The organism is Pseudomonas sp. LARHCG127, assembly GCF_052871455.1.
Window position 1 is genome coordinate 235392 of record NZ_JBIXJT010000004.1, and the last position, 12258, is coordinate 247649.

A 12258-nucleotide genomic window follows, 5' to 3' on the forward strand; every position below is an offset into this window, starting at 1 on the left:
GCGAGCTTGCTCGCGATAGCGGCTGGTCAGTCAACATTGATGCTGCTGACCCACCGCAATCGCGAGCAAGCTCGCTCCCACAGGAGGGTTCGTTGATTAGCCTGGGATCACCAGGTAACGCCAAACCCCGCCGTATAGCGTGTCTTGCTCAGGTCGCTGTCCTCGGTGCCCTCGATGACATCCTTCTCGGCCTTGAGATTGAGCGATGCCCAGTCGGTGACCTTGTAGCGAAGCCCCATCTCGGCGTCATAGGCGTACTCCGCCACGCCGGACAGGGGCTTGCCCACTTCGCCGTTGGTGAAGAACTCGACGCGCTTGCCGATCAGGTAGCGGTTGTAATCCCACTTCATCGCCACGGAATAGAAGTTGTCCTTGCCGCCGTCGCGGTACTCGTAATCGGTGCGGTTGAGCAGCGAACCCAGGGAGAACGCCCCCAGTTCGTCATCCCAGAACTGGTAGCCCGGACCGGTACCCACCACGCGCTGGCGCGCCAGGTCTTCGACTTTGTCGCGCTTGTAATTCAGGCGGCCTTGCCAGAACCATTGGTCGGTAATGAACCGGTCGAGGGAATACTCCAGGCGCCAGTTATCGGCGGACACGACGTCATCCTGGAATTCACGGTTGTATTCGCCTTCAGCAGTGTGCCGCCATCTGCCGTGGCGTGCCGAAGTCTTGAAATCGATGTCGTAATCGTCGGTATCGGCTTCCGCACGCTGGTAATCCAGCGCGGCATCGACATTGCCTTTCCACACCAGGTCCTCGACCACCGGCTTGGGCTTGAGGATCTGCTGGATACTGGCCAGCTCGACGGTCTTGGGCGCATCACCGTTGGCCAACGTAACCTTGCCATCCTCGGCCGCCTGCAGAGCCTTGGCTTTCTCGCCGGCGTAGGCATCCTGCTTGACCAGGAGTTGCTGATCACTCTCCAGGGTCTTGACCTGTTTCCAGTCAATGGGAATCGCGCCGGCATAATCGGTCTGGATCAGCAACTTGCCGCCATCGAAAACGGTAATCTTGCCACTGAGTTTGTCCCCATTCTTCAACCAGACAGTGTCGGCGAGCAGGGGCATGGAGGCGCTGGCAACAGCCAGGCATAGCAGGGTTCTAGACAACATAAGCGATAAAGGGCTCAAGTTTGCGGTGAAAAGGCGGCATTATCCCCCAGGATGACACCTCAGCAAGGACTGACCTGTGTAGGACTGATGAGTTCATTTCTCAACCAGTCCTGTAGGAATTAATCTACAGACGGACACCCACCTCAGGAACCCCTACGTGACTGACACCCCAGCGGGCACCGAGAACGCCGCCCAGATCCGCCGCACCACCCTTTACCTGACCCTGGCACAGGTCCCGACGGGCAAGGTCGTCACCTATGGCCAACTCGCCGAAATGGCCGGCCTGGGCCGCGCGGCGCGCTGGGTTGGAAGAACCCTCAGCCAATTGCCGAACGACACCAAGCTGCCTTGGCATCGGGTATTGGCTGCCGGTGGTCGGATCAGTCTGCCGGCGGGCAGCGCCTCGGGGGATGAACAGCGCGCACGCCTGCGCATGGAAGGGATCAGTGTCCTGAACAATCGTGTTGATATTCAGCGCCATGGCTGGCGCCCGGTAGAGCACAGCGGTTAGAGTGCGCGCTTTGTTTTCGCAATTTTTGAGGCAGACTCCAGCCCATGCCCCGTAAAACCTGGCGCGCCGCCCTCGCCGCCTATGCCAGTCCCTCGACGCTCGTGCTGTTGCTGCTTGGCTTCGCCGCCGGCTTGCCATACATGCTGGTGTTTTCCACGCTTTCAGTCTGGTTGCGCGAAGCCGGCGTGGCCCGCGAAACCATTGGCTACGCGAGCCTGATCGGCCTGGCGTATGCCTTTAAATGGGTCTGGTCGCCGCTGCTCGACCAATGGCGCCTGCCGCTGCTCGGCAAACTGGGGCGCCGTCGTTCATGGCTGGTGCTCTCCCAGGCGCTGGTCATTCTCGGCCTGATCGGCATGGGCTTCTGCGATCCACAGAAACACCTGTCCTGGTTGATCGCCATCGCCGTGATCGTGGCCTTCGCCTCTGCGACGCAGGACATCGCCGTCGACGCCTACCGCCTGGAGATCGCCGACGACACCCGCCAGGCCGCCCTCGCTGCCAGCTACATGTCCGGCTACCGCATCGCCGCGCTGCTGGCCACCGCCGGCGCCCTGTTCTTCGCCGAAGGCTTTGGCTCCACCGGTTTCAGCTACAAACACTCGGCCTGGGCCGGCACCTACCTGTTGTTCGGCGTGCTGATGGTCCCGGCGCTCCTCACGTCCCTGTTCATGCGCGAGCCACCGGTACCGCTGCGCACCCAGTTGCAGGCCGGGCGCTACACGTTTGTCCATCAGTTGGCGTCGGTATTCGTACTGATCGTGCTGCTGGTCTCCGTCCCGGCGATGTTCACCCAACTCTTCAACACCGACTTCGCCAGCGTGCTGTTCGAGGGCGTCAGCCTGCTCGACCTGCTGCTCGAAGACCGCGCCTTCCTGCGGGCCATCCTCTATACCCTCCTGACCGCCCTGTGCCTGTCGGCCATGGGCCGGCGCGGACTGGCGCCAGTGCTGACGCCGATCAACGATTTCATCCTGCGTTATCGCTGGCAGGCCCTGCTGCTGCTCGGATTGATCGCAACCTACCGGATGTCCGACACGGTCATGGGCGTCATGGCCAACGTGTTCTACATCGACCAGGGGTTCACCAAGGACCAGATCGCCAGCGTCAGCAAGATTTTCGGGCTGATCATGACCCTCGTCGGCGCCGGCATGGGCGGCCTGTTGATCGTGCGTTTCGGCATCCTGCCCATCCTGTTCATCGGCGGTGTCGCCTCGGCCGCCACCAACATTCTTTTCCTGATGCTCACCGACATGGGCGCCAACCTGCAGATGTTGATTGTCACCATTTCCCTGGACAACTTCAGCTCCGGCCTGGCCACTTCGGCGTTCGTCGCCTACCTGTCGAGCCTGACCAACCTGAAATTCTCCGCCACCCAATACGCCTTGCTCAGCTCGATCATGCTGTTGCTGCCGCGTTTGATCGGTGGCTATTCAGGGGTGATGGTGGAGAAGTTCGGCTACCACAATTTCTTCCTGATCACCGCCCTGCTGGGCGTGCCGACCCTGTTGCTGATCGCCTTGCACTGGTTCCAGGAGAACCGTCGCCAGGACTCGGCACCCGCCGAGGAACCGGCGCCCACCCGCCCTGCGGAAGAGTCGTAGGAAACTTCAGAAAACACCGGGAAAACCGGTGCCCGCACCTGGCGACCGGCCACGCGCCTGTACGCCAGGGCATCTCGCCCGTACAATGCTCCGTCACTTCTCGTCATCAGCAACCGACAACGGCCAACCATGCGCACCAGTCAATTTTTGCTCGCCACACAAAAAGAAACGCCTTCCGATGCCGTCGTGATCAGCCATCAGTTGATGCTGCGTGCCGGCATGATCCGCAAACTCGCCTCGGGCCTGTACACCTGGCTGCCGATGGGCCTGCGGGTCATGCGCAAGGTGGAAGCCATCGTTCGCGAAGAGATGGACGCCGCCGGGTCCCTGGAAGTGTTGATGCCGAGCACCCAGCCGGCCGAGCTGTGGCAGGAATCGGGGCGCTGGGAAGAATACGGCCCTGAGCTGCTGCGCATCAAAGACCGCCACGGTCGCGACTTCTGTGCAGGCCCGACCCACGAAGAAGTGATCACCGACCTGATGCGCAACGAGTTGAGCAGCTACAAGCAGCTGCCGATCAACCTGTATCAGATCCAGACCAAGTTCCGTGACGAGATCCGTCCACGCTTCGGCCTGATGCGCGGTCGCGAATTCATCATGAAGGATTCCTATTCCTTCCACGCCGACCTGGCCTCGCTGCAGGTCACCTATGACCGCATGCACCAGGCGTACTGCAACATCTTCACCCGCCTGGGCCTGAAATTCCGCCCGGTTGAAGCCGACAACGGTTCCATCGGCGGTGCCGGCTCCCACGAGTTCCACGTGCTCGCCGAGTCCGGCGAAGACGACATCGTCTTCAGCAACGGCTCCGACTACGCCGCCAACATCGAGAAAGCCGAAGCCGTGCCACGGGAAACCTCCCGCGCCGCGCCAACTGAAACGTTGCGCCTGGTGGACACGCCGAACGCCAAGACCATTGCCCAGTTGGTGGAAGGCTACGACCTGCCGATCGAGCGCACCATCAAGACCCTGATCGTGCGGGCGGAAGAAGCCGGCAAGTTGATTGCCCTGATCGTCCGTGGCGACCACGAGCTGAATGAAATCAAGGCCGCCAACCAGCCAGGCGTTGCCAGCCCGCTGGTCATGGCCACCGACGCCGATCTGCGCGACGCCATCGGCGCCGGCGCCGGCTCCCTCGGCCCGTTGAACCTGCCACTGCCGATCATCATCGACCGTTCGGTGGAGTTGATGAGCGACTTCGCCATCGGCGCGAACATTGATGACAAGCACTACTTCGGCGTGAACTGGGAACGCGACCTCCCGGTTCCAACCGTCGCGGACCTGCGCAACGTCGTGGCCGGCGATCCAAGCCCGGACGGCAAGGGCACCCTGGAAATCAAGCGCGGCATCGAAGTCGGCCACATCTTCCAGCTGGGCGACAAGTACAGCAAGGCGATGAAGTGCGAAGTGCTGGGCGAGAACGGCAAGCCGGTCACCCTGCAGATGGGCTGCTACGGCATTGGCGTTTCCCGCGTGGTGGCCGCCGCCATCGAGCAGAACAACGACGAGAAAGGCATCATCTGGAGCGACACGTTGGCGCCGTTCCAGATAGCCCTAGTGCCACTGCGCTATGAAACCGACCTGGTGCGTGAAGCCACCGACAAGCTCTACGCCGAACTGACGGCCGCCGGCTTCGAAGTGCTGCTGGACGACCGCGACAAGAAAACCAGCCCCGGCATCAAGTTCGCGGACATGGAACTGATCGGCATCCCCCATCGGATCGTCGTCAGTGACCGTGGCCTGGCCGAAGGCAACCTGGAATACAAGAGCCGCACCGAGTCCGAGCCGCAAGCGCTGCCGGTCGCCGACGTGTTGTCGTTCCTCCAGGCCCGTATCCGCCGCTGACACCAGATAGAGACGTCATGTTCAAGCGAAACACCTTAGGCCTCGGTGGCGCCGCCCTGTGCGGCGCCCTGCTGGTCAGCGGCTGTGCCAACCAAATGTCACAACGCAGCGAGCACGAAGAGCGGGTCGAGCGCAAATTGCTCGACCACAGCCTGCAGATCGACGTGGGCGAACCCAAGGTGCTCGACCTGCCGCAGCGTCGGGTGCGCATCAATGAGCAGAAGACCTTCGAAGTCACTGAGTTCGAGGTCACCCGCCATTATGATCGCTACACACCGTACCAACCCTGGCGGGAGATCTACGAGATCCCCTTGGGCGCGGTGGCCGTCGTGGCCGGTGTCGGTGCGAACGTGGTCAATGTGTTCGCCCTCGGCACCCTGCCGGACACGGCGACCCGTGACTGGATCAGCTACGGTTTCGCCGGGCTCAACCCGTTCATGAACGTCCCTTCCCATGGCCGCGCCCAGCAGAACCTGGCGGGCATCGACGAAGTCCAGCGCGACAAGCGCACGGAACACTCGAGCCTGCCCTGGAGCGAACGCCCGGTGGAGGTCAAGGCCGCCCGGCAGACCTTCGAACTGAGCACCGACCGTAACGGCGTGCTGCGCTTGAACCTGCTGGAAAGCCCGTTCGCCGAACAGGACCTGAGCCAGTTCGGCAAATTGCAGATCAGCGTGACGGATGCCCAGGACGAGGTGCACACCGACTCATCCCTGAGCATCAGCAGCACCTTGCGCAGCAAGCTGGTGGAAGCCCACGCGCTGATCTACGACGACCTGGAAGACGACGAGGTGAGCCAGTGGGTCCATCGGGTCAGGCGCCTGTCGGAGCTGGGACTTGAAGAGGAAGCCAGTGAACTGGAACAGAGCCTGATCGAACTGACGCGCAACGATCCGGAGCTGCAGACCGAGTTCATGAAAGCCCTGACCAAGGATGGCGGACGGTTGGTGGCGGATCCTGGCGCTCACTGAGCCCAGCCTGGATGGGGCAATCTCTCTTGTGGCGAGGGAGCTTGCTCCCGCTGGGCCTGTAGGAGCTGTCGAGCGAAGCGAGGCTGCGATCTTTCCACTAACGCTTGCATCCCAAGCGAAAGATCAAAAGATCGTCCGAACGCGGCCCGAGCCTTCGGCAGCTCCTACAGCCAGCGGGAGCAAGCTCCCTCGCCACAAGCGCAAAAGGCATGGCCTTCATCAGCCAAGCGACAGCCTCACCGCTCAAACAACTCCAACTGCTCAAACCCACCCCGCAAATCTTCCAGCCGCACCCCGATCCCCAATAACCGCACCGGCTTGCCGCCCCGGTTGAACGCCTGGGTCAACAACAGCTGGTAACTGCCCAAGTCCCGCCCTGCCCCGGCCTGCTCCAGCGTGGTCTGGGTGAAGTCATGGAACTTCACTTTGACGAACGGCTTGCCCGGTCGATAACTGCTGTCGATCCGCGCCATGCGCCCCCTGAGGGTTTCCATCAGCTCCGGCAGTTTCTCGAGGCAGCTCACCAGGTCGGGCAAGTCGACATCATAGGTATTCTCCACGCTGATGGACTGCCGTCGGCTGTCGTTGTGCACCAGACGCTCATCGATCCCACGAGCCAGGCTCCAGAGCCGCTCACCGAAACTGCCGAATTCGCGCACCAGTGCCAACTTGTCCCATTCACGCAGCTGCAGGCAATCGACGATGCCGAACCGGTTCAGCTTATCGGCAGTGACCTTGCCCACACCATGGAGCTTACTGACCGGCAGGGCCGAGACAAAATCCTCGACCTGGTCCGGGGTGATGACAAACAACCCATTGGGCTTTTTCCAGTCACTGGCGATCTTGGCCAGGAACTTGTTCGGCGCGACGCCGGCGGACACAGTGATGTGCAACTGATTGGATACACGCCGGCGAATGTCCTGGGCGATGCGGGTGGCGCTGCCGCCGAAATGGGCGCTGGCGGAGACGTCCAGGTAGGCCTCGTCCAGGGACAGCGGCTCGATCAGGTCAGTGTAATCGCTGAAAATCGTATGAATTTCCTTCGACGCTTCCCGATAGGCGTCCATCCGCGGCTTGACGATGGTGAGGTCCGGACAGAGCTTCAAGGCGTGGCCGGAAGACATGGCCGAGCGCACGCCGTAGGCCCGCGCTTCGTAGTTGCAGGTGGCAATCACACCCCGCCGATCCGCCGAGCCACCCACAGCCAAGGGCTTGCCGGCCAGCCGCGGATCATCGCGCATCTCGATAGCGGCATAAAAACAGTCACAGTCGACATGGATGATTTTACGTTGCGTCATAGCGGAACAGGGTGTGCGACGAATCGGGCCACCAGTATCGCACCGGCACCTGTATATAGCACCAGTAGTTTGAAAGATCCTTCGTTGAGGCCCGAAAACGCCTACACAAATTTACTTCTTCAATCGCAACGAACCGCCCAATAGAGCGCCAGCCCTTGCCAGGCCTGCGTCACAGCGCTGTCACAATGCCTTTTACAAGGCTAAGCGCTTGAAGCGGAACAGTTTTTTAGATCAACAGGCTTGACAGCTGCTCGATCCTCTGTAGAATGCCGCCACACAGACGCGGGATGGAGCAGTCTGGTAGCTCGTCGGGCTCATAACCCGAAGGTCGTCGGTTCAAATCCGGCTCCCGCAACCAAACATCAAGAAAGGCTACTCGAAAGAGTGGCCTTTTTTGTGCCTGCTCATTTTTTGACCACTCGATCAGAGAGACGCCACCTACGACACCCCACGCGCCGCAGGTTGTAGGACAATTTTCTTTAGATTCCGAGCATTTAGCCAGGCAAGGGACGGATCAGTGGTTTATTTCTCCCCTTCGCCTTTTAACGGTTGACACTCGGGCGTTCGCCTGTAGAATGCCGCCACACAGACGCGGGATGGAGCAGTCTGGTAGCTCGTCGGGCTCATAACCCGAAGGTCGTCGGTTCAAATCCGGCTCCCGCAACCAAATACCAAGAAAGGCTGCTCGAAAGAGTGGCCTTTTTTGTGCCTGATGAAAAAAGGCTTCATTACAAATATTTTGTAATTATTTTCTACCGCAGGGATTGGTAACTTCGCTGGTTACCCCCATCCTGTCGCGCATAGCTCAAGAGGTGATTGATGCGCGCACACTCGTCTGACCCGCAAGACTCCGTTACTGCGACACAACCGATCAAGGCCGAGCGACTGCGCTGGCTGGATCGGATCAGTCAGTACCGCCAGCCCATCGGTCTCGCCGTCACGCTGCTGCTATTTGCGATTGCATTGGTTGCCTGCCGCCACTTGCTGAGCGAGCTCGATCTCTACGCCTTGCACGACTCGATTCTGGAAGTGCCCCGGCCTGCCCTGCTCGGCGCGATCGGCGCCACGGTCGTCGGCTTTATCATTCTCCTGGGCTACGAATGGTCCGCCAGCCGCTATGCCGGTGTGACGCTGCCACCGCAAACCATGATCCTCGGTGGGTTCACTGCGTTCGCCATTGGCAACGCCATTGGCCTGTCGCTGCTGTCGGGGGGCTCGGTTCGCTACCGCCTATATGCGCGCCATGGCCTCGGGGCTTCGGATGTCGCCCACATGACGCTCTTCGCCAGCCTGTCCTTGGGCTGTGCGTTGCCGCCGTTGGCCGCCCTGGCAACACTCAGCAACCTGCCCGCCGCGTCTGCCGCGCTGCATTTACCTGCCGCGTTGCTGGGGGCGATTTCCGTGGCCGTGCTGCTGCTCACCAGCGCCTTGGCCATCGGCATCTACCGCCGGCGCCTGCCGGAGCAGCCCCATCGGGACAGCCTTCTGATAAAGGCTGGGCGTCGCACCCTGCGCCTGCCGGGCCGGCGCCTGACCTTCCTGCAACTGGTGATTACCGCGCTGGATGTGGCCGCGGCCGCCACGGTGTTGTATCTGTTGCTGCCCGAGGCACCGCCGTTCGGCGCCTTCCTGCTGGTGTACCTGCTGGCGTTGGCCGCCGGGGTGCTCAGCCATGTGCCGGGCGGGGTCGGGGTATTCGAGGCGATCCTGCTGGCCGCGTTTGCCGACAAACTCGGCGCCGCCCCCTTAGCCGCGGCGCTGTTGCTGTACCGCTTGATCTACGTGCTGCTGCCAATGCTGGTGGCCTGCGTGTTGCTGCTGATCAATGAGGCACAACGGCTGTTCCAGACGCGCCAGACCCTGCGGGCAGCCTCGGGGCTTGCCGCGCCGATCCTGGCGGTACTGGTGTTTCTCTCCGGTGTGGTGCTGCTGTTTTCCGGCGTGACACCGGAAATCGACACCCGCCTGGAGCACATCGGTTTCCTGATCCCCCATCGGCTGGTGGACGCTTCGCACTTCGGTGCCAGCCTGGTGGGCGTGTTGTGCCTGCTGCTCGCCCAAGGCCTGCGCCGTCGCCTGTCGGCCGCCTGGATGCTGACCACGGTTTTGCTGCTGGTGGGCGCCCTGCTCTCGCTGCTCAAGGGCTTCGACTGGGAAGAAGCCACGCTGCTGACGCTGACGGCGGCCTTGCTGGCAGTATTCCGGCGCTCCTTTTATCGTCCGAGCCGCCTGACCGAATTGCCCTTCTCCCCGCTGTTCCTGATCGCCAGCCTCTGCGTGCTCGGCGCGTCGATCTGGTTGTTGCTTTTTGCCTACCAGGACGTGCCCTACAGCCATCAACTTTGGTGGCAGTTTACCCTCGATGCCGACGCCCCTCGCGGCTTGCGCTCTCTCTTGGGGGCTGCCGTGCTGTTGGTGGTGGTGTCCCTGACCTGGTTGCTGCGCACGGCACGGCCGGTGATCCATTTGCCGACGGCAGGAGAACTGGAACGGGCCAAAACGGTCCTCATGGCATCGTCGCAACCCGACGGCGGCCTGGCCCTGACCGGTGACAAGGCGCTGCTGTTCCACCCCAACGACGAGGCATTCCTGATGTATGCCCGCCGTGGTCGCAGCCTGGTGGCGTTGTATGACCCGATCGGCCCTACCCAGCAACGGGCCGAAATGATCTGGCAGTTCCGCGACCTGTGCGACATCCACCATGCCCGTCCCGTGTTCTATCAGGTGCGCGCCGAAAACCTGCCCTACTACATGGACATCGGCCTGACGGCCATCAAGCTGGGCGAGGAAGCACGGGTCGACCTCAAGCGTTTCGATCTCGAAGCCAAGGGCAAAGAGATGAAGGACTTGCGCTACACCTGGAACCGCGGCACCCGTGATGGCCTGTCGCTGGAGATCCACGAGCCGGGCCAGGCGCCGATGGACGAACTCAAGGTCATTTCCGACGCCTGGCTGACCGGCAAGAACGTGCGGGAAAAAGGTTTCTCCCTGGGGCGTTTCAGCGACGACTACCTCAAGCATTTCCGCATCGCGGTGATTCGTTTCGAGGGCCGGCCGGTGGCGTTCGCCAACCTGCTGGAAACCCACAGCCACGAACTGGCCAGCCTCGACCTGATGCGTGCCCACCCCGAGGCGCCGAAACTGACCATGGAATTCATGATGGTCGGCCTCATCCAGCATTATAAAAACCATGACTACGCCCGCTTCAGCCTCGGCATGGTCCCGCTGTCGGGCTTGCAACCGCGGCGCGGCGCACCCTTGACCCAGCGCCTGGGTTCGATGGTGTTCCGCCGTGGCGAGCAGCTCTATAACTTCCAGGGGCTGCGCCGCTTCAAAGACAAATTCCAGCCTGACTGGGAACCTCGTTACATGGCCGTGCCCGCCGGACTCGATCCGCTGGTAGCGCTGGCCGATACTGCCGCCCTGATTGCGGGCGGCCTGACTGGACTGGTGAAACGCTGATGATGCAACGCTCCTGGCGATACGTAGTGGCCGCCCTGCTGGTGCTGGCGGTGATTCTCGGTGGCGGTTACTGGTACTGGAACCGCCCGGCCCCACAACCCACCCTGGAACAACTGGCGCCCGCCGATGGCGCAGCACTGACCCGGGTCACCCCCGGCGCCAAGGCGCTTGCCCGGGTGCTGGTGGCGGTCAATGAGGACCAGAAGCTCAGCGACTCGCAATTGACGACCCTCAGCCGCAGCGGCTCGGCGCAGATCGTCCAGGTGATCCTGCCCAAGGACTGCATGCTGCAAGGCCGTGCCCTGCAAGCCGGCCTGAGGGAACTCCAGGGCCCAGCCACGCTGGTCAGCGGCATCGGCCCTGGCGCCGTGCTGGCTTGGCGCTGGCTGGCCGAGCAGAAGGACGACAAGGCCAAGGCCGTGTCGGTGGACCTGGCCCTGGAAAAACCCGGCTGCACCCACCTGTTGCCTAAAAGCGCAGCCCATGGTCATTGGCTGGTGGCCTGGAACGACAACCCCGACGACACCAGCGCCGGTTTCGTCAGGGATCAGAAAAACGCCGAAACCAGCATCAGCGACTACGACATCAACCTGCCGCAAGTGCTGAACAACGAGCTGCGCAAGATCCTGGTGGGCGCCGATAAGGGCAAAGGTGGCCTGAGCATTCCAGTGGTGGAAGTGCCTGCCAGCCAGGCGCGGGATACCGTGACCCTGTTTCTCTCCGGAGACGGCGGCTGGCGTGATCTGGACCGCGATGTAGCCGATGAAATGGCCAAGATCGGCTACCCAGTGGTCGGCATCGACACCCTGCGCTACTACTGGCAGCACAAGAGCCCTGAGCAGAGCGCGGCGGACCTGACCGAGCTGATGCAACACTACCGGCAGATCTGGGGCACCAAGCGCTTCATCCTGACCGGCTACTCCTTCGGCGCCGACGTGTTGCCGGCGATCTACAACCGCCTGCCGGCCACCGAACAACAGCGGGTCGACGCGATCATCCTGCTGGCCTTCGCCCGCACCGGCAGCTTCGAGATCGAAGTCGAAGGCTGGCTCGGTAACGCCGGCACTGAAGCCGCCACCGGCCCGGAAATGGCCAAGCTGCCTGCCGAGAAAGTGGTGTGCATCTACGGCGGCGAAGAAGCCGACGAAAGCGGCTGCACCGACAAAACCGCCGTAGGCGAGGCCATCAAGCTGCCTGGCGGCCACCACTTCGACGAAAACTACCCGGCCCTGGCCAAGCGCTTGATCGATGAGATCAACAAGCGCCAGAACAAGACAGCCGAACAGTAAGCAGATACAAGCCTGACAAAAGCCCCGGCAGCCTTACGGTTGCCGGGGCTTTTTTGTACCCGTACGGCTTACACACAACCCTCTGTGGGAGCGGGCTTGCTCGCGAAGGCGGCGTGTCAGTCGACATCATCGCCAACTGGCACGCCGCCTTCGCGAGCAAGCC

8 protein-coding genes and 2 tRNA genes are annotated in these 12258 nt (G+C 62.0%); 8 read left to right on the forward strand and 2 right to left on the reverse strand.

Going from position 1 to position 12258, the window contains the following annotated elements:
- Positions 1–107 precede the first annotated feature (107 nt).
- Positions 108–1115, reverse strand: coding sequence for a DUF481 domain-containing protein (locus tag ACIPQ1_RS09285; protein WP_411386655.1), 1008 nt, complete (start codon positions 1113–1115; stop codon positions 108–110).
- A gap of 157 nt (positions 1116–1272) precedes the next feature.
- Here ACIPQ1_RS09285 and ACIPQ1_RS09290 point away from each other — a divergent pair, with 157 nt between their 5' ends.
- From ACIPQ1_RS09290 to ACIPQ1_RS09305, 4 genes are all read left to right on the forward strand, one after another.
- The gene (locus ACIPQ1_RS09290) at positions 1273–1626 is read left to right on the forward strand and encodes an MGMT family protein (protein ID WP_411386654.1); all 354 of its coding nucleotides are present in this window, start codon (positions 1273–1275) and stop codon (positions 1624–1626) included.
- Positions 1627–1670: 44 nt separating this feature from the next.
- Positions 1671–3230, forward strand: coding sequence for an AmpG family muropeptide MFS transporter (locus tag ACIPQ1_RS09295; protein WP_186708395.1), 1560 nt, complete (start codon positions 1671–1673; stop codon positions 3228–3230).
- A gap of 129 nt (positions 3231–3359) precedes the next feature.
- A complete protein-coding gene (locus ACIPQ1_RS09300) occupies positions 3360–5075 on the forward strand; it encodes a proline--tRNA ligase (protein ID WP_411386653.1) in 1716 nt (571 codons plus the stop codon).
- A gap of 17 nt (positions 5076–5092) precedes the next feature.
- Positions 5093–6046 (forward strand): hypothetical protein, encoded by a 954-nt coding sequence (locus ACIPQ1_RS09305; protein WP_411386652.1) that lies wholly within the window; start codon positions 5093–5095, stop codon positions 6044–6046.
- A gap of 236 nt (positions 6047–6282) precedes the next feature.
- Here the strand turns inward: ACIPQ1_RS09305 and dinB are convergent, their stop codons facing one another.
- The gene (gene dinB / locus ACIPQ1_RS09310; RefSeq protein ID WP_446533995.1) at positions 6283–7344 is read right to left on the reverse strand and encodes a DNA polymerase IV; all 1062 of its coding nucleotides are present in this window, start codon (positions 7342–7344) and stop codon (positions 6283–6285) included.
- A 281-nt stretch (positions 7345–7625) separates the two neighbouring features.
- Between dinB and ACIPQ1_RS09315 the strand changes: the two genes are divergently transcribed.
- The 4 genes from ACIPQ1_RS09315 (at position 7626) to ACIPQ1_RS09330 (ending at position 12095) form a co-directional block, all read left to right on the forward strand.
- Positions 7626–7702 (forward strand) — tRNA-Met (locus tag ACIPQ1_RS09315).
- A gap of 232 nt (positions 7703–7934) precedes the next feature.
- Positions 7935–8011, forward strand: a tRNA-Met gene (locus tag ACIPQ1_RS09320).
- A 152-nt stretch (positions 8012–8163) separates the two neighbouring features.
- On the forward strand, positions 8164–10806 hold the full coding sequence (gene mprF / locus ACIPQ1_RS09325; protein WP_446533996.1) for a bifunctional lysylphosphatidylglycerol flippase/synthetase MprF: 2643 nt from the start codon (positions 8164–8166) through the stop codon (positions 10804–10806).
- Positions 10806–12095 (forward strand): virulence factor family protein, encoded by a 1290-nt coding sequence (locus tag ACIPQ1_RS09330; protein ID WP_250965253.1) that lies wholly within the window; start codon positions 10806–10808, stop codon positions 12093–12095. Before mprF ends, ACIPQ1_RS09330 begins: the two co-directional genes overlap by 1 nt.
- Positions 12096–12258: the final 163 nt, after the last annotated feature.